This is a genomic window from Serratia sp. TSA_198.1 (assembly GCF_052686505.1).
On sequence record NZ_JBQZFP010000001.1, the window covers coordinates 1,525,281 to 1,542,293 of the forward strand.

Here is a 17,013-nt window from a genome sequence, read left to right on the forward strand (position 1 = left end):
AAGGGGTGGGTCAGAACGCGATGACGTCTGCCGCTGACAGCCCGTGGGAGCTGCGATAGATCGAGAACTCAACGTTCTGACCTTCGTTTAACGATTTATTTTTAGTATTGGCGATAGAACGACGGCTAACATAGATTTCGTCGCTACCATCTACCGGTGAAATAAAACCATAGCCTGCAGCTTGATCAAACCATTTCACACGGCCCATTTGTAACACAGTATTTTTAAACATAACTTATATCCTTTTACTTGAGCATCCTTAACAACGTTATTTTTATTATTGTTGGACGCTACCAGCCCATCCTAAAGTTTTTCGTAACAAACCTCTCGTGAGCAAAAAATTAAAAACCCGCATTACGCGGGCTTGTTGAACTTAATATCTTCCGCAATGAATCGGCATTAACGCCTCATCATGGTTGTATTAAGATCTCTTTACGTCATTGCCTGTTTAGTTACAGAGCAACAACGTTGGCGGCAGCCGGCCCGCGCGGGCTGTCCTGGATGCTGTACTCAACACGCTGGCCTTCAGCCAGAGTTTTGAAACCGTCGGTCGCGATTGCAGAGAAATGTACGAATACATCTTTACCACCGTCGTTTTGCTCAATGAAACCAAAACCTTTGCTTTCGTTGAACCATTTAACCTGACCCGTTTTCTTAGACATTACACATTTACCTTTTAAATATATATACAAAACCTGCCATAAGGCAATTTAGGCCGTTTTTAGGAACATTACTTATGGGAGGTACTTAGAAGGTTCGTCTTTGAAGCGGAATCAGATGATAACGTTTTTGGAGGAACTGCTTAAATCTAAACTCGAACATAAATAGGTCTGTATCACAGGCCGACAAGCATTTACTCATAAATCTAGATTTTACACAAGCAATTTATTGGCATATTTTTATAATTCCGCCAAATTTGTTTTTATGTCCATGATTATGCATAGATTAATTAATTTATTTTTGCCGTTCCCACTCAGAAACATTGCCTTCCGGACGGCCGTCATTTCCGCCAGGACCATTGCAAATGAGAGCTAACGCATAAAAATCCAATATGCTTGTCCAAGCTATAACAAAACCCAACCGAGATAGCTAAACTTGGGGTGAAAACAAGGCGGATGGCCTTTCAGCCAGCACTTTTACCGCAAAAAATACTATTTTTCAGATTATCCCGAATAAAGGAGCTATGCGCATGACCGCCCAGCAGTTCGTCTCACCGAATGAAATCCGCTCCAGGTTCTCCCACGCCATGTCAGATATGTACCAAAAAGAGGTACCTCTCTATGGCGATTTGCTCGAACTGGTTGCGGAAACCAACCGACAGGTCCTGCGCGAAGATGCCGCATTGGCGCATCAATTACAAATTACCGGTGAAATCGAAAGACTGGCCATGGAACGCCACGGGGCAATCCGGGTAGGTACGGCGGATGAGCTGGCTACTCTGCGACGGCTGTTTAACGTCATGGGCATGTCACCGGTCGGGTATTACGACCTGGCCGTGGCAGGAGTTCCGGTTCATTCCACCGCGTTTCGCGCAGTACATGAAGATGCGCTGCAGATCAGCCCATTCCGGGTTTTCACCTCATTATTACGGTTAGAGCTGATTGAAAGCCCGGCGTTACGTCAGTTGGCCCAGCAACTGCTGGCCCGCCGCCGCATATTTACTGAACGTGTGCTGGAGTTGATCGTCTTGCAGGAAGCTCAGGGCGGGTTGGATGACAGCCAGGCCAGTGAATTTATCGAACAGGCGCTGGAAACTTTTCGTTGGCACAACCGGGCGACCGTCAGTGCAGCCGAATATCAACAATTGCACGATCAGCACCGTCTGATTGCAGACGTAGTGGCGTTCAAGGGCCCGCACATCAACCATTTGACGCCACGCACGCTGAATATCGACCTCGTCCAGCAAGCGATGCCCGGTCGGGGAATCACGCCTAAAGCCGTTATCGAAGGCCCGCCGCCTCGCCGTCGGCCAATTTTGCTACGCCAAACCAGCTTTAAAGCGCTGGAAGAAAGCGTAGCCTTTGTCGAACATGACGGCAGCACCGCGGGCGGACATCATACCGCGCGTTTTGGCGAAATCGAGCAACGTGGCGTAGCGCTGACCCCGAAAGGCCGCGCTCTGTATGACCGCCTGTTGCAAGCTACCAACGATGCCTTGCAGGCACCGCCAAGTGAAAAGAACGCCGAGCGGTACAATCAGTTACTGGCAGAAAACTTCCAGGCGTTTCCAGATGATTATGCAACCTTGCGTAAGCAGCAACTGGCATGGTTCCGCTATTTCCCTACCGAGTGCGGCCTGGCGGCCAAAGACTCGCTGGATAAAAACAGCACGCTGGAACAACTGATAGCTCAGGAGCACGTTCGCTTTCAACCTTTGGTGTATGAAGACTTCTTACCGGTTAGCGCTGCAGGCATTTTCCAGTCTAATCTGGGTGACAACCGGCATGCTCAGTACAATGCAGCATCGAGCCGTGCCGCTTTCGAGCAGGCACTGGGGGCAGAGGTGATTGATGAATTGGCGCTGTATCAACAAACGCAACAGCGTTCGATAAACGCCTGCGCGCAAGCTCTGGGGCTTAACGCGCTGGCCGTTTGAGTTATTTCGTCAGCAGCGCTTCGATACTTTGCAGCAACGACTCAGCCTGATCGGGGGGAAGAACCGCATCTACCGGTAAATACCACCAGTTGGGCTGGGCAAAAATACGGCATTTGACCGCATCTTTTTCAGTCATCAGCAGCGTTTGCTCAGATGACGCCAACGCCGCCAGTTGAGCCTGTTGGTACTCCTGATGATCGGCGAACGCGACTTCTTTCTCGACATCCACGCCAAGCTTTTCCAGCGTGGCGAAAAAGCGTGGCGGATGGCCAATCCCGGCCATTGCCACCACGTGCGGCAACTCAGCCGCCGGCCGACGCGCGCCGCTGGCGATATTGACCGCCTCACGCGCTTGCAACCGCATGGCGATTTCACCCGCCTGAGCCACGCCGCCGTTGGCAATCCGCGCATTCACGCAGTTCAGGCGCGACGCGCGTTCACGCATCGGGCCCGCCGGTAACCACCAGCCATTACCAAAACGGCGCACGCCGTCGATCACCACCAGTTCAAAATCACGTTGCAACGCGTAATGCTGCAAACCGTCATCTGTGATGACAACATCGAGTTTCTGCTGGTGCAGCAGTGCCTGCACCGCTTCCGCACGCTTTGGCGAAATGGCTACAGGCGCACCGGTGCGTTGATAAATCAATACCGGCTCATCGCCCGCCTGCTGGGTCGTAGTGTGTTCATCCAATACCAACGGATAAGATGCCGCTTTGCCACCATAACCGCGTGATACCACACCCACCCGGTATCCGCGCTGTTGCAATTGCTCCACCAGCCAGATCACCGTTGGCGTTTTACCGTTGCCGCCGGCGGTAAGGTTTCCCACCACCACCACCGGCACAGGTGCACGCCAGCTTTTACGCAGGCCACAGCGATAACTCAGCCGAATCAAACCGCTGACCAGACCGTACAGCCAGGACAACGGCAACAACAGCAGGTATAGCAATGAGCTACCCGACCAAATGCGCTCGATCATTATTGGCCGAACTGCATGCGGTGAAGCTGTGCGTAGACCCCGCGCCGTTCGATTAGCGCCGCATGCTCACCGCGTTCAACGATGCGTCCATCTTCCACCACCAGGATTTCATCAGCCTTTTCAATGGTCGACAAACGGTGCGCGATCACCAGCGAGGTACGGTTTTTCTGCAGTTCGTCCAGCGCGGCCTGAATGGCGCGTTCTGATTCCGTATCCAGCGCTGAAGTTGCTTCATCAAGGATCAGAATCGGGCAATCGCGCAACAGTGCGCGCGCGATAGCGATACGCTGACGCTGGCCACCGGACAACATCACGCCGTTCTCGCCAATCACCGTATCCAGACCATTCTCCATTTTATCAATGAAATCCATGGCATAAGCCATGCGCGCAGCCTTCTCGATTTCTTCCCGGCTATAACGATCTTCACGAGCGTAAGCGATATTGTTAGCGATGGTGTCGTTAAACAAATGCACGTTTTGCGATACCAGAGCGACCTGATCGCGCAATGACGCCAAGGTATACTCGCGCAAGTCATGCCCGTCCATCAGGATTTCGCCTTCCTGGACGTCATAGAAACGGGTCAGCAGGTTGGCAATAGTCGATTTGCCCGATCCCGAGCGGCCCACCAATGCTACGGTTCTGCCCTCTGAAATGCTCAGATTGATATCACGCAGTGCCGGCGTTTCTTTCCCTGGATAATAGAAAGTCACGTTACGGAATTCGATATCGCCTTTAGCACGCGCCACTTCACGGGTGCCGGTATCTTTTTCCTGCTCCATATCCAAAATCGAGAACAACGTTTGGCAAGCAGCCATCCCGCGCTGGAACTGGGCATTGACGTTGGTCAGCGATTTCAGTGGACGCATTAAGGCGATCATCGACGAGAACACCACAGTAATGGTACCGGCGGTCAGGGTTGCCATCACACTAGGGAAACTCGCAGCGTACAGTACAAACGCCAGCGCTAACGAAGCAATCAACTGAATAATCGGGTCAGAGATTGAAGATGCTGAAACCAGCTTCATGCCCTGCTGGCGCATGCGGTTGCTGACCGAGTTGAAGCGCTCGGTTTCCACCTGTTGGCCGCCAAAAATAAGCACTTCCTTGTGACCTTTCAGCATCTGCTCGGCACTGGTGGTGACCTGCCCCATGGTGTTCTGCATGCTTTTACTGATACTACGGAAGCGTTTGGAAACAATGCGAATTGCGATAGACACGATCGGTGCCAGCACAATCAGAATCACCGATAACTGCCAGCTGTAGTAGAACATCATGCTGAACAACGCAATTATCGACGCGCCTTCACGCACCACGGTGACCAATGCGCTGGAAGAGGATGAGGCCACTTGCTCAGAGTCATAGGTGATACGCGACAACAGCGTGCCGGTTGACTGCTGATCGAAGAAGGATACCGGCATTCTCATCATATGGCCAAATAGCCGGCGGCGCATATGCATCACCACCATACCGGACACCCATGAGATACAATAGCTGGAAACGAAGCCCGTCAGGCCACGTACCACCATCAAGCCAATGACGGCCAACGGCATCCAAAGCAAAATGCTGCTCTCGGTTTTCCCAAAACCGTCATCCAATAAAGGTTTAAGCAAGGACAACATAAAGGCATCGCTGGCCGCGTTAAGCACTAACGCAATGGCGGCCACAATCAACCCGGTCTTAAAAGGAGTGATCATCGGCCAGAGGCGACGGAAAGTCTGCCAAGTGGAGAGATCTTTATCATTCATCATGCAAATACCAGCATCGGAAGAAATAGCGGCCTATTTTACTCATTATCACCCTCTACGCCAAACCGCTGATGGTACCAACGGGGCATTAATTGTTCACGAAAGCCTTTAATTTGCCAATCGTTGTCGAAAAAAAGCACGGATATCTGACCTGACCGCGAAGTATCGCGCCATATAATGCCATTTGCCAGATATCTGGCGATAACTTTAACGGCAGGTAATCGCCATTTGTTGTAACGAGATGCGGACGCCAAAGCCACCTCCGGCGCTACCGCACGCAGAAACGGCGGCGTCGAGGACGTCCTGCTACCGTGATGTGGAACTTGAAGCACTGTGGATGCCAGCCGATCGCGTTGTAATCTGAGCAACTGCGCTTCCGCTTGCTTTTCCACGTCGCCGGTCAGCAACAGGCTATATTGGCCATCATCAACGCGGATCACGCAAGAATCGTCATTGACCGGTCGCTTTAGCGCTTTCGGCGGCCATAACACCTGAAATTGCAGCGATTGCCACCGCCAGCTTTCGCCGGCCACGCAGGGTAAATGAAACGGGTCAAGTATCGGGCTGCGTACCGTGGCCTGAGGAAATGCTTGCCTTACCTCTTCCAGGCCCCCGGTATGATCAAGGTGATCGTGGCTGATGATAATTTGCTCCAGATCGATACCCCGCCAGTTTAGCATTGGCAAAATATGACGTTCCGCAGCACTGCCCGTCGCCCAGCGATCACCGGTATCGAACAGTATCCCCTTTCCGTTTCTTTCGATCACTACCGCCAGGCCATGCCCGACGTCCAGCATGTCGACCCGCCAACGATATGAGGGTTCTTTTTCCCGCCACAGCACGCAACATATCGCCACAGCGGCCAAGCCTGCCGTATAGCATAACCACCAGTGAAAACGCCAGTAGATAACCAGCAGCCAACCCGCTGCGCTGACCAACAGCGAGGCGGCGCCCAGATCGATCCATCCACGCTGCAAATAATGCAGCGGCGTAAACACCCATAGCAGTGTCAAATCGGCCAGCCACCAGAATCCGCCGCTCAATAGCGGTAAAGCGCCACAAATTACCGCGATCAAAATCAAAGGAACCGTCACCAGAGAAACCACAGGTACCGCCCACAGATTCGCCGGCATAGAGGTCAACGTCAGGCCGAGAAACAAAGCGGCCTGCATCGGCACCAGCAGCAACGTGATACCAAACTGAATGTGCAGCCAACGCACCGGTGCCCAGTACCAGGCAGAGCGGAAACGTGCACTTAACGGCATCCATTCGAACCAAAAGATCAGGCAGGCCACCGCCAGTACCGATAACCAGAAACTGTCTGACAGTACCGCCAGCGGATCGCAGATCAGAATTAACCCCACGCACCACAGCCATACCTGCCAGGAAGTGCAGTGAATACCGCGTAGGCGCAGCAACATCCACAGCGTCAACGCCAAGGCAGTACGCACCGCCGGGGGCTGTGCGCCAGCCAACCAGACATACGCCAAGGTACCAAACCAACTGGCTAACAATGGGAAGCGGTAGCCGATCAGGTGTGCAGGCAACAAGAACTGAACCGCCCGTAGCGCCAGCCAAATCAATATGGCCGCCATAGCCACGTGCAGGCCTGAAATCGCCATCAGATGCGCAATGCCGGTTTTCAGCATCAGAGTGCGTAACTCAGGGTCCAGCGAGGTTCTTTCGCCAAACGCTAAAGCCAGCAGTACCGATTTATATTTCAGGTCACCCATGTTGCTCTCGGCATGGCTGATAATACGCTGCCGCCAGTTGCAACTCCCCTCCAACAGCCTGGCGCGCTTCACCTGTGCAGTCAGTGGCTGACGTTGCGCCATCGCCCAACGCTGGCTATCGAAGCCCCCCTCGTTCAGTTTTCCGTGCACCGCTCTCAGACGCAGCCGGAGTTCCCAACGCTGCCCAGCACAGAGTTGCGGCTCTTCCGGCTGCCAAACGGTGGTAAAGGCAATTGATGGCGTTAGCCAGCGCCCGTCAACCTGTTCGATACGCATCAGCGTTTGTTTGCTCGCAGCGGGCACCAAAGTAACACCGGCAACTTGTACCACGGCGGTCACCTCCGGCCCGCGGCTCAGTTGTTCGACTTGCGCCACCAGATTACCGGCATTGAAGGTCGCCCACAGAAATCCCAATGCTCCCCAACCAATAAATTGACAGCCCGCCCAACGGAAACGCAGCATCAAGCTAGCGGGTAAAACAACCAACAAAGTTGTTAACGCATCGGGTAATTGCGGTAGCACCAGTAACGGCAGAATGCCGCAGACAACGGCGATAACCGCCAGATCCAGCGAAGTTTTGATCGACCTTTCTCCCGTCCGACAGAAGGACGTGCAACTATTGCACATCGCACCCCATGGACAGGATTGTTCCCCCATACTCAGGCAGCCGCCAGTTGCAATGCGACGGCTCGCGGCACAGGCTGCAGGTTAACGATAATGGTTTCATTTATTGATGCTAAGCTGCGGCGTAGCACGCAAAAAAAGTCAGAACGGAAGGCTAAGAAATCAGAAAACAGCTGAGCGGCAGGCAAAAAAAAAACGGCGCCCTGAGGCACCGTTTTATATTCTTTACAAGCAACAACTCTATGGATAATCAGTGATTAACCATAGATATTGGCGCGGTCACGCAGCTCTTTACCTGGCTTGAAGTGAGGAACGTACTTGCCGTCCAACTCAACTTTATCACCAGTTTTCGGGTTGCGACCAACGCGCGGAGCACGGTAGTGAAGAGAAAAACTGCCGAATCCGCGGATCTCGATGCGTTCACCATCGGCTAACGTTGCAGCCATGTGTTCTAACATCTCTTTCACTGCATCCTCAACGGCTTTCGCCGGTACATGAGATTGCTGGCCAGCAAGTCTTTCAATAAGTTCAGACTTGGTCATGAGTCCTCCAAGCTTTGCAGCTAAACTACCGTATCGGGGCGGTCAGAAACCGCCCCCCGTCATTACTCGCCTTTAGCCGCTTTGAAAGCTTCAGCCATTGCGTTAGAGAAGTTGCTTTCTTCCTGTTTGTTGTTAACAGTAGCGATAGCATCTTTCTCGTCAGCTTCGTCCTTAGCACGTACGGACAGGCTTACTACACGGTTCTTACGGTCAACGCCGGTGAATTTAGCTTCAACGTCGTCGCCTACATTCAGAACCAGAGTTGCATCTTCAATGCGGTCGCGAGAGGCTTCAGATGCACGCAGGTAACCTTCTACGCCGCCTGCTAATTCAACTGTAGCACCTTTGGCGTCAACTGCAGTGACTTTACCAGTAACAATAGTACCTTTCTTGTTCATAGACAGGTAGTTATTGAACGGGTCTTCAGCCAGTTGCTTCACGCCCAGAGAGATACGCTCGCGCTCTGCGTCAACTTGCAGAACAACCGCTGCGATTTCGTCGCCTTTCTTGTATTCACGTACTGCTTCTTCGCCTGCAACGTTCCAGGAGATGTCAGACAGGTGAACCAGGCCGTCGATGCCGCCGTCCAGGCCGATGAAGATACCGAAGTCAGTGATAGACTTGATTTTACCTTCAACGCGGTCGCCCTTGTTGTGGGTTTCTGCGAACAGCTGCCATGGGTTAGATTTGCACTGCTTCAGGCCCAGAGAAATACGACGACGTTCTTCATCGATGTCCAGAACCATAACTTCCACTACATCGCCCACGTTAACAACTTTGGACGGATGGATGTTTTTGTTGGTCCAATCCATTTCAGAAACGTGTACCAGACCTTCAACGCCTTCTTCGATTTCTACGAAGCAGCCGTAATCAGTCAGGTTGGTTACACGACCAGTCAGCTTGGTGCCTTCTGGGTAACGTTTCGCGATAGCAACCCATGGATCTTCGCCCAGTTGTTTCAGGCCCAGGGAAACACGAGTACGCTCGCGGTCGAACTTCAGCACTTTAACAGTGATTTCGTCGCCAACGTTGACGATTTCGCTTGGATGCTTAACGCGTTTCCAAGCCATATCAGTGATGTGCAGCAGGCCGTCTACGCCGCCCAGATCAACGAATGCACCGTAGTCAGTGAGGTTCTTAACGATACCTTTAACTTCCATGCCTTCCTGCAGGTTTTCCAGCAGTTGATCGCGTTCTGCGCTGTTTTCGGATTCGATAACCGCACGGCGAGAAACTACAACGTTGTTGCGTTTCTGGTCCAGCTTGATGACTTTGAACTCAAGCTCTTTGCCTTCCAGGTGCAGAGTGTCGCGTACTGGACGCACGTCAACCAGGGAACCTGGCAGGAACGCACGAATACCATTCAGCTCTACAGTGAAGCCACCCTTAACTTTGCCGTTGATAACACCGACGACAGTTTCAGCTTCTTCGTAAGCTTTTTCCAGCGTGATCCAAGCTTCGTGACGCTTAGCTTTCTCACGGGACAGCAGAGTTTCACCGAAGCCATCTTCAACAGCGTCCAGCGCAACGTCAACTTCGTCGCCTACCTGGATTTCCAGCTCGCCCTGCGCATTTTTGAATTGCTCAGCCGGGATGGCAGACTCAGATTTCAGACCGGCGTCAACCAGTACTACGTCTTTGTCGATAGCAACTACAACGCCACGAACGATGGAACCCGGACGGGTTTCGATTGTTTTCAGGGATTCTTCAAAGAGTTGAGCGAAAGATTCAGTCATGTTTAATCTTCAGGGTTCTATAGTTTAACGTCCATTTAGCATCCCGCCGAATGGGGTTGTTTCACATACCCCGCCATTGGCTCCATGCCGACAGGGTTTAGGTTACAGGGGTAAAATTTTACCCGATATAGTTCGATACCGCTATGACAAATATGACAAAAAGCAATAACGTCGCTGCAGTTTATTGCTGCGGCAACGCTAACACTTCATGTGCATAAGTCAGCGCACGCTGGATGACTTCGTCGATCGACATGCTGGTAGAATCCAGCACGAGGGCGTCGGAAGCCGGCACCAGTGGCGCGATAGGCCGATTGCGGTCACGGTCATCCCGTTCCTTTATCTCGGCTAAAAGACGTTCAAAGTTAACATTAAAGCCCTTTTCCTGCAACTGTAGCATGCGGCGGTGCGCACGCTCCTCCGAACTGGCATCCAGGAAAATCTTTACCGGTGCATCGGGGAACACCACCGTACCCATATCGCGGCCATCAGCAATCAAACCGGGAGCTTCGCGGAACGCGCGCTGGCGGCGCAGCAAAGCTTCGCGCACACGCGGAAAAGCCGCTGCCTGCGAGGCGGTATTACCGACGGTTTCAGTGCGGATCTCATTACTGACATCCTCACCTTCCAAAATGACCTGCAGTTTGCCTTCCTGGGCAACAAAGCGGACGTCGAGATGTGCGGCCAGCGGAACCAGCGCCTCCTCAGAGGTGATATCGACCTGATGATGCAGTGCCGCCAACGCCAGCACGCGGTAAATCGCGCCGGAATCCAGCAAACGCCAACCAAGGGATTCGGCCAACGCTTGACACAGAGTGCCTTTGCCTGCGCCGCTTGGTCCATCAACGGTTATCACCGGGGCTGTAGCCGTCATTTCTCTCTCCTTCAGGTAGAAAACCTCACAGGGACGCAACCTGCCGTCAGCACAACGCGAAAGCATAATTACGAACGCCCCTGCCGCCTGCCCAATCGAGGCAGATACGGTGGCGTATTATACGCTGCCCAGAGACGAACTGTTACCCTGGAACTGTCTGGTTGTTGAAAATAAGCGCATAACCGCAGAAAAGTATAGAAGAAGCCTCGGCGACCAGGCATTAAAAACGACAAAGGCCCGGTTAAGGGCCTTAAAAGAAATCATCTGACTACCGGTTACGCCAATTGGCTGATGCGCGCCAACTGCTCAAAATAGTCCGGGAAAGTTTTGGCGGTGCATTTCGGATCGAGGATGGTCACCGGGGTATCCGACAGCGCCACCAGCGAGAAGCACATCGCCATACGGTGATCGTTGTAGGTGCCGATATCGGCAAACTTCAGCTTCGCCGGCGGCACCACGTGAATATAGTCCTCACCTTCATCCACTTCAGCGCCTACTTTACGCAATTCAGTCGCCATGGCGGCCAGGCGATCGGTCTCTTTCACCCGCCAATTATAGATATTGCGGATGGTGGTCGGCCCTTCGGCAAACAGGGCTGCGGTGGCAATGGTCATCGCCGCGTCCGGAATATGGTTCATATCCATATCGATGCCGCGCAACTCACCGCGGCTGCATTCGATAAAGTCATCGCCCCAGGTAATGCGAGCGCCCATTTTCTCCAACACGTCGGCAAATTTGGTGTCGCCCTGAACGCTTTTCTTGCCGATGCCAGTCACGCGTACGGTGCCGCCTTTAATCGCCGCCGCCGCCAGAAAATAAGAAGCGGAGGATGCATCGCCTTCTACCAGGTAATCCCCTGGTGAGCGGTAGGTTTGGCGGCCTTGAATATTGAACACGCGGTAGTTGTCGTGGCTGACTTCAACGCCGAAGGTACGCATCAGATGCAACGTGATATCAATGTACGGTTTAGAAACCAGTTCGCCCTTGATATGGATATTCGTGTCCTGCTCAGCCAGTGGCGCAGTCATCAGCAACGCGGTCAAGAACTGACTGGAAACGCTGCCGTCGACGGTCACGTCACCACCGTGAAAGCCGCCGCGCAGGCGCAATGGCGGATAGTCGGTCTGTTCCAGGTAATCAATTTGCGCGCCGCCCTGGCGCAGAGCATCCACCAAATGGCCGATAGGCCGCTCTTTCATGCGCGGTTCACCGGTCAACACCACATCACCGCTACCCAGACACAACGCCGCCGCCAATGGGCGCATCGCGGTACCGGCATTGCCGAGGAACAGTTCAAGCGGCTCGCTGGCCACCAGCGGGCCGGCAACGCCCTCAACGATACAAGTGGTGCGATCGTCGGACAGCTGATAACTCACGCCCAACGCCTGCAGCGCATTCAGCATATGGCGCACGTCGTCGCTGTCCAGCAGGTTAGTCAACGTGGTCGTTCCCTCCGCCAGCGCAGCCAGCAGCAGAGCACGGTTGGACACGCTCTTGGAGCCGGGTAAGTTGACGGTGCCATTGACCAGGGCGACCGGTTGTAACGTCAGGGAATCCACCATGTGAACAAAACTCTCCAAAATCTGATAAACGAAACGGCCCCGGGAAAATGCCGGAGCCGCTTTAATGCAAAAGGACAACAGCGAAAGCTGCCCGCGCAAAGCAGGCAGCGAGGCTTAACCGTGACGACGTTCGAAGTCGATCATAAAGTCGGTTAATGTCCGCACGCCGGCCAGCGGCATGGCATTGTAAATAGAAGCACGCATGCCGCCAACCACCCGGTGACCTTTCAGCGCCTGCAGACCGATAGCTTCCGCTTCGCTGAGGAACACTTTGTCCAGCGCCGAGTCAGCCAACTGGAACGGCACGTTCATCCAGGACCGATTAGCCTGTGCTACGCGGCTGCGGTAGAAATCAGAATTATCGATGGTTGCGTACAGCAACTCGGCCTTGGCCTGATTGCGCTTGTGCATCTCCACCAGACCACCCTGTTCTTTCAGCCACTTGAACACCAAGCCGGACAGATACCAGGCGAAGGTCGGCGGCGTATTGAACATGGAATCGTTCTCGGCCAGCACGGTATAATCGAGAATCGACGGCACTTCGCGGCGAGCTTTACCCAGCAGATCGTCACGTACGATCACCAACGTCAGGCCTGCCGGCCCAATGTTTTTCTGCGCGCCGGCGTAAATCACGCCAAAGCGGCTGACATCCAGCGGGCCGGACAAAATGGTGGAGGAGTAATCGCCGATCACCACTTTGTCGCCAAAGTCCGGCGTCTCATCGATAGCGATGCCGTCGATGGTTTCATTCGGGCAGTAGTGCACATAAGCCGCATCGTCGTTCAACTGCCACTCTTTCATCGGTTTGATACCGAGCAGACCGTCAACGGTGGTTTTCACATCAATGGTATTAGGCGTGCAGTATTTCTCGGCTTCCTTGATGGCGCTGTGCGCCCAGTAACCGCCATCGATATAGTCCGCAGTGGTTTTATCACCCAGCAGGTTCAGCGGCAATGCGGCAAACTGTGCACGGGCGCCACCATGGCAGAACAGCACTTTGTAGTTGGAGGGGATCTTCAGCAGATCGCGCAAATCCTGTTCGGATTGCTGGGCAACTTCGATAAACTCTTTACTGCGATGGCTGATTTCCATCACCGAGGTGCCGAGACCGTGCCAGTTGCACAGTTCCTGTTCCGCACGACGCAACACTTCAACCGGCAGCATTGCCGGGCCAGAGCTAAAATTATAAACCTGAGTCATTTCCCCTCACCACATTCACTATTCGCCAATGAGACTGGCCAACCGAAATACGCCCAAAGTTAACTGTCGAGTTAACCAACGCATCGGTTTTATCACTCACGTAACGCTGCTGCAATGCTTATTCACCCGCAAGCAGCAAACTACCGCAGCACGGAATAACAGGCTCTGTCGCCACTGCGTTTTTTTGTGCGATAAAACGCTGCGCCATCGGGGAATTCAGTGGGTTAACGCGGTATTTTATGCTGTATTCAGCTAACCCGGCTCTTCGACCAGGCTGCAATCCACCGGCCATTGCCGCAACGCGGGCAAAAACGCGGGCAAATATGTTGCTGTGAATCCGCCAGAGGCACAATCAGGCTACAGGCGCTGCTGGCATAATCCCCGCCGCTTCGGCCTGCGATTGCCTACAGCATCGCCCGGCTACAAAAAACGGGGAGCGATGCCCCCGTCGTTCACTACTCAATACTGATTAAACATCTGTTGGATTTGTTTGGTGTCTTTGGTCTGAGTCAGCGCCAACTGCAGCAGGATCCGCGCTTTTTGCGGGTTCAGCGTACCGGCGGCGACAAAGCCGAATTTGGTGTCATCCACTTCCGCATCTTCCGTGGTGGAACCGGTCGGCACTCTGGAAGAGCGCACTACCGCCACACCGTTATGTGCGGCGGTCGCCAGCGTATCAAACACCGTTTTATACAGGTTACCGTTACCGACCCCGGCGCTGACAATGCCCTGATAGCCTTCAGCGATCAGCGCCTTGGCCGGCGCATCGGAAGCGTTGGCATAGTTATAGACAATGCCGACTTTGGGCAGCTCGGTCAGGCTGGATACGTCAAAGGGGGTATCGGTAGTATGCTTGCGCTGCGGTGAGCGCTGATAGTCTACCTTGCCGTTATGGATATAACCGAGCGGACCGAAATTGGGCGACTGGAAGGTCTGCACCGAGGTGGTATTGGTTTTGGTCACGTCGCGCGCATCCAGCACGCTGTCGTTCATCGCCACCAGCACCCCGCGTTTGGCCGATTGCGGATCCGCCGCCGTCACCACGGCGTGATACAGATTGAACGGGCCGTCGGCGCTCATCGCCGTCGCCGGGCGCATCGCTCCAACGATCACTACCGGCTTGTCGCATTTGACGGTCAAATCGAGAAAATAAGCGGTTTCTTCCAGCGTGTCGGTGCCGTGGGTGATCACAAAACCGTCCGTTTTGCCGCAGTCAGCGTTGATTTTCTTCACCAGTTTCAGCCACACCTCATCGTTCATGTCTTGCGAACCGATGTTCACTACCTGCTCACCCTGCACATTGGCGACGTTTTTCAGCTCCGGCACCGCATTCACCAACGCATCGACGCCCAGTTTGCCCGCCGTATAGTTGGATTTTGTCGCCGATTCGCCGCCGCCGGCAATGGTGCCGCCGGTCGCCAACAAAGTGATGGAAGGCAATGCCAGCGCAGAACCGCTTACGCCCGCCAGGAATAGTGCCACAACGCTGAGTTTCACTGATTTCATTAGGTTTCTCCTTGATAGATAACCCGCTGAATTATGGCCCTTATCCTTAAAAAAACTGTGACTTTACCGTCGCTTTAGGAATACATGGAGCTTGGGCGTAAAACCCCGTATCATTGCGCGTTTTTAGTACGCTCAAAAAGTGAAGACAATGACGCAAACTTTTATCCCTGGCAAAGACGCCGCGTTGGAAGACTCCATCGCCCGTTTCCAACAGAAATTAAGCGATCTGGGTTTTAATATCGAAGAAGCCTCCTGGCTGAACCCGGTGCCGCACGTATGGTCGGTTCACATCCGCGATCGCGATTGCCCGCTGTGCTTCACCAATGGTAAAGGCGCCAGCCAAAAAGCCGCGCTGGCTTCCGCTTTGGGCGAATACTTCGAGCGCCTTTCCACCAACTATTTCTTTGCCGATTTCTATCTGGGTAAGCACATTGCCGAAGGCGATTTCGTGCATTATCCGAATGAGAAATGGTTCCCGATCCCGGCCGACGATTCGCTGCCGGAAGGCATCCTCGACGAACGCCTGCATGCGTTCTACGATCCAGAGCAGGAACTGACCGCCGGCGATCTGATCGATCTGCAATCCGGCAACGGCGATCGCGGCATCTGCGCCCTGCCGTTCTCCCGTCAGTCAGACCAGCAGACGGTCTATATTCCGATGAACATCATCGGCAACCTGTACGTCTCCAACGGCATGTCCGCCGGTAACACCGCGAACGAAGCTCGCGTGCAGGGCCTTTCCGAAGTCTTCGAGCGTTATGTTAAAAACCGCATTATCGCCGAATCCATCAGCCTGCCGGAGATCCCGAGCGAAGTGCTGAACCGTTATCCAGGCGTGGTGGAAGCCATTGCCCGCCTGGAACAGGAAGGCTTCCCGATCCTGTCCTATGACGCCTCATTGGGCGGTAACTACCCGGTAATCTGCGTAGTGCTGTTCAACCCGGCCAACGGCACCTGTTTCGCCTCGTTCGGCGCTCATCCCGACTTCGGCGTGGCGCTTGAGCGTACCGTGACTGAACTGCTGCAGGGCCGTAGTCTGAAGGATCTGGACGTGTTCACCGCGCCAACCTTCGATGACGAAGAAGTGGCCGAACACACCAATCTGGAAACCCACTTTATCGATTCCAGCGGTTTGATCTCCTGGGACATGTTCAAGCAGGATGCGGATTACCCGTTTGTCGACTGGAGTTTCAGCGGCAGCACGCAGGAAGAATTCGCCACGCTGATGAGCATTTTCGACAAAGAAGGCGCCGAAGTGTACATCGCCGACTACGAGCACCTGGACGTTTACGCCTGCCGTATCATCGTACCTGGCATGTCCGACATCTACCCGGCGGAAGATCTGTTGCTGGCCAATAACAGCATGGGCGCGCACCTGCGTGATACCCTGCTGGCACTGCCGGGCAGCGAATGGGAGCCACAAGAATATCTGGCGCTGATTGAGCGCCTGGACGACGAAGGCCTGGACGATTTCACCCGCGTGCGCGAGTTGCTGGGCATTGCCTCCGGTAAAGACAACGCCTGGCACACCCTGCGCGTGGGCGAGCTGAAATCCATGCTGGCACTCGCGGGCGGCGATATGGAACAGGCACTGATCTGGACGGAATGGACCCAGGACTTTAACGGATCGGTGTTAAGCCCGGCGCGCAGCAATTACTACCGTTGCCTGCAAACCCTGCTGCTGCTGACGCAGGAGCCGGACCGCGATCCGGCGCAGTACTACGGCGCCTTCGTGAAAATGTACGGTCAGGAAGCGGTCGACGCAGCCTCTGCGGCCATCAGCGGCGAAGAGCGCTTTAACGGCTTGTTCGCTGTCGACAGCGATCTGAAAGCGTTACCGGCGCATCAGGCGCTGCTGGCGGCCTACGAAAAACTGCAAAACGCCAAGCGCCGCCACTGGGTACAGGCATAACCGC

13 protein-coding genes are annotated in these 17,013 nt (G+C 54.0%); 2 read left to right on the plus strand and 11 right to left on the minus strand.

The genetic code is table 11. The annotated features are described in order from the left end of the window. Positions 1-10: 10 nt before the first annotated feature. Together ACUTSW_RS07355 and cspE are read right to left on the minus strand one after the other, a co-directional pair. Positions 11-232, minus strand: a complete 222-nt coding sequence (locus ACUTSW_RS07355; protein ID WP_006320799.1) for a cold-shock protein — start codon at positions 230-232, stop codon at positions 11-13. Between the two features lie 220 nt (positions 233-452). Beyond that, positions 453-662, minus strand: a complete 210-nt coding sequence (gene cspE / locus ACUTSW_RS07360) for a transcription antiterminator/RNA stability regulator CspE (protein ID WP_004942663.1) — start codon at positions 660-662, stop codon at positions 453-455. Between the two features lie 527 nt (positions 663-1,189). Here cspE and hglS point away from each other — a divergent pair. Beyond that, the gene (gene hglS, locus ACUTSW_RS07365) at positions 1,190-2,596 is read left to right on the plus strand and encodes a 2-oxoadipate dioxygenase/decarboxylase HglS (protein WP_445584047.1); all 1,407 of its coding nucleotides are present in this window, start codon (positions 1,190-1,192) and stop codon (positions 2,594-2,596) included. A 1-nt stretch (position 2,597) separates the two neighbouring features. On the opposite strand, the gene lpxK is transcribed toward hglS, so the two are convergent. The 9 genes from lpxK to ansB all read right to left on the minus strand — a co-directional run bounded on the left by lpxK (position 2,598) and on the right by ansB (position 15,097). Further along, positions 2,598-3,578, minus strand: coding sequence for a tetraacyldisaccharide 4'-kinase (lpxK, locus tag ACUTSW_RS07370; RefSeq protein ID WP_445584048.1), 981 nt, complete (start codon positions 3,576-3,578; stop codon positions 2,598-2,600). Further along, positions 3,578-5,326: a lipid A ABC transporter ATP-binding protein/permease MsbA gene (gene msbA / locus ACUTSW_RS07375; protein WP_434462764.1), complete on the minus strand. Its 1,749-nt coding sequence runs from the start codon at positions 5,324-5,326 to the stop codon at positions 3,578-3,580. The genes lpxK and msbA overlap by 1 nt, the downstream gene beginning before the upstream one ends. Before the next feature lie 35 nt (positions 5,327-5,361). Continuing rightward, entirely contained in the window at positions 5,362-7,683 is a 2,322-nt protein-coding gene (locus tag ACUTSW_RS07380) for a ComEC family protein (protein WP_445584049.1), read from the minus strand. Positions 7,684-7,937: 254 nt separating this feature from the next. Then, entirely contained in the window at positions 7,938-8,222 is a 285-nt protein-coding gene (gene ihfB / locus ACUTSW_RS07385; protein WP_004942652.1) for an integration host factor subunit beta, read from the minus strand. A gap of 62 nt (positions 8,223-8,284) precedes the next feature. After that, complete coding sequence (rpsA, locus tag ACUTSW_RS07390) at positions 8,285-9,958, minus strand: 30S ribosomal protein S1 (protein ID WP_004942650.1); 1,674 nt, start codon at positions 9,956-9,958, stop codon at positions 8,285-8,287. A 181-nt stretch (positions 9,959-10,139) separates the two neighbouring features. Next, positions 10,140-10,829 carry a (d)CMP kinase gene (gene cmk, locus ACUTSW_RS07395; RefSeq protein ID WP_006324556.1) on the minus strand — a complete coding sequence of 230 codons (690 nt, stop codon included), beginning with the start codon at positions 10,827-10,829 and terminating at the stop codon, positions 10,140-10,142. 275 nt (positions 10,830-11,104) lie between these two features. Then, positions 11,105-12,391, minus strand: a complete 1,287-nt coding sequence (aroA, locus tag ACUTSW_RS07400) for a 3-phosphoshikimate 1-carboxyvinyltransferase (RefSeq protein ID WP_020438797.1) — start codon at positions 12,389-12,391, stop codon at positions 11,105-11,107. Positions 12,392-12,505: 114 nt separating this feature from the next. Next, entirely contained in the window at positions 12,506-13,591 is a 1,086-nt protein-coding gene (gene serC, locus ACUTSW_RS07405; RefSeq protein ID WP_445584050.1) for a 3-phosphoserine/phosphohydroxythreonine transaminase, read from the minus strand. A gap of 459 nt (positions 13,592-14,050) precedes the next feature. Next, positions 14,051-15,097 (minus strand): L-asparaginase 2, encoded by a 1,047-nt coding sequence (ansB, locus tag ACUTSW_RS07410; protein WP_445584051.1) that lies wholly within the window; start codon positions 15,095-15,097, stop codon positions 14,051-14,053. A 148-nt stretch (positions 15,098-15,245) separates the two neighbouring features. Between ansB and ycaO the strand changes: the two genes are divergently transcribed. After that, complete coding sequence (gene ycaO / locus ACUTSW_RS07415; RefSeq protein ID WP_445584052.1) at positions 15,246-17,009, plus strand: 30S ribosomal protein S12 methylthiotransferase accessory factor YcaO; 1,764 nt, start codon at positions 15,246-15,248, stop codon at positions 17,007-17,009. Positions 17,010-17,013: the final 4 nt, after the last annotated feature.

Bases quoted from the DNA above. Each gene is read 5' to 3' on its own strand.
- ACUTSW_RS07355 (WP_006320799.1), bottom strand. From the start codon at position 232: ATGTTTAAAAATACTGTGTTACAAATGGGCCGTGTGAAATGGTTTGAT.
- cspE (WP_004942663.1), bottom strand. From the start codon at position 662: ATGTCTAAGAAAACGGGTCAGGTTAAATGGTTCAACGAAAGCAAAGGT.
- hglS (WP_445584047.1), top strand. From the start codon at position 1,190: ATGACCGCCCAGCAGTTCGTCTCACCGAATGAAATCCGCTCCAGGTTC.
- lpxK (WP_445584048.1), bottom strand. From the start codon at position 3,578: ATGATCGAGCGCATTTGGTCGGGTAGCTCATTGCTATACCTGCTGTTG.
- msbA (WP_434462764.1), bottom strand. From the start codon at position 5,326: ATGATGAATGATAAAGATCTCTCCACTTGGCAGACTTTCCGTCGCCTC.
- ACUTSW_RS07380 (WP_445584049.1), bottom strand. From the start codon at position 7,683: ATGTGCAATAGTTGCACGTCCTTCTGTCGGACGGGAGAAAGGTCGATC.
- ihfB (WP_004942652.1), bottom strand. From the start codon at position 8,222: ATGACCAAGTCTGAACTTATTGAAAGACTTGCTGGCCAGCAATCTCAT.
- rpsA (WP_004942650.1), bottom strand. From the start codon at position 9,958: ATGACTGAATCTTTCGCTCAACTCTTTGAAGAATCCCTGAAAACAATC.
- cmk (WP_006324556.1), bottom strand. From the start codon at position 10,829: ATGACGGCTACAGCCCCGGTGATAACCGTTGATGGACCAAGCGGCGCA.
- aroA (WP_020438797.1), bottom strand. From the start codon at position 12,391: ATGGTGGATTCCCTGACGTTACAACCGGTCGCCCTGGTCAATGGCACC.
- serC (WP_445584050.1), bottom strand. From the start codon at position 13,591: ATGACTCAGGTTTATAATTTTAGCTCTGGCCCGGCAATGCTGCCGGTT.
- ansB (WP_445584051.1), bottom strand. From the start codon at position 15,097: ATGAAATCAGTGAAACTCAGCGTTGTGGCACTATTCCTGGCGGGCGTA.
- ycaO (WP_445584052.1), top strand. From the start codon at position 15,246: ATGACGCAAACTTTTATCCCTGGCAAAGACGCCGCGTTGGAAGACTCC.